Source organism: Mesorhizobium sp. M0500 (assembly GCF_040321165.1).
Lineage (GTDB): Bacteria > Pseudomonadota > Alphaproteobacteria > Rhizobiales > Rhizobiaceae > Mesorhizobium.
The window spans coordinates 1-638 of sequence record NZ_JAMYRB010000093.1; the positions used below are offsets into that span (position 1 = coordinate 1).

Below are 638 nucleotides of genomic sequence, written 5' to 3' on the forward strand. Positions count from 1 at the left end.
AGCCACCCTCTCATCCAGCGAGCGCAACTGTTCCACGAACAGACACAGGATCGGACGGGCGGCCTCTGGGATGGCGGAGCCATGATCCTCGATCGCCGTTACAAGCTTGGCCACATGGAAAAGGCCCTGCGCGGCCACCAGCCCGAATTCGGCAAGATGGCCACGTATCGCATTGATGGTCTGGGTCCGCTGGCGCACCAGAAGATCGCGAGCGCGAAACACCATCGCCGCAGCCTGTTGTTCCTCACTCTTGGCTGCCACAAAACGCATCGTCGGCCGTTGCGCAGCTTCGCAGATCGCCTCCGCATCGGCGGCATCGTTCTTCTGCCTCTTCACGAAAGGCTTGACGTAGCCCGGAGCGATCAGCCGGACGTTATGTCCCAGCTTCGTGATCTCCCGCGCCCAGTAATGGCTGCTGCCGCAGGCCTCCATGGCAACCGTGCAAGCCGGCTGCGCATCAAAGAATTTAAGCATCTGATCGCGGCGAAGCTTCTTTCTAAACAGGATAGCTCCCGATGCATCTGCACCATGCACCTGGAACACGTTCTTCGCTAGATCCAACCCGATCATGCTAACTTCCGACATGGACGCCTCCGTTCAAGTGATGATCAACGACACCACTTTGGCACAGCGATGCC

The 638-nt window shown here is 59.1% G+C and carries 1 protein-coding gene; it reads right to left on the reverse strand.

The annotated features are described in order from the left end of the window. Positions 1-585, reverse strand: a 585-nt coding sequence (locus tag NKI70_RS33895; RefSeq protein ID WP_352726469.1) for an IS110 family RNA-guided transposase, incomplete at its 3' end; no start/stop codon positions are given. Positions 586-638: the final 53 nt, after the last annotated feature.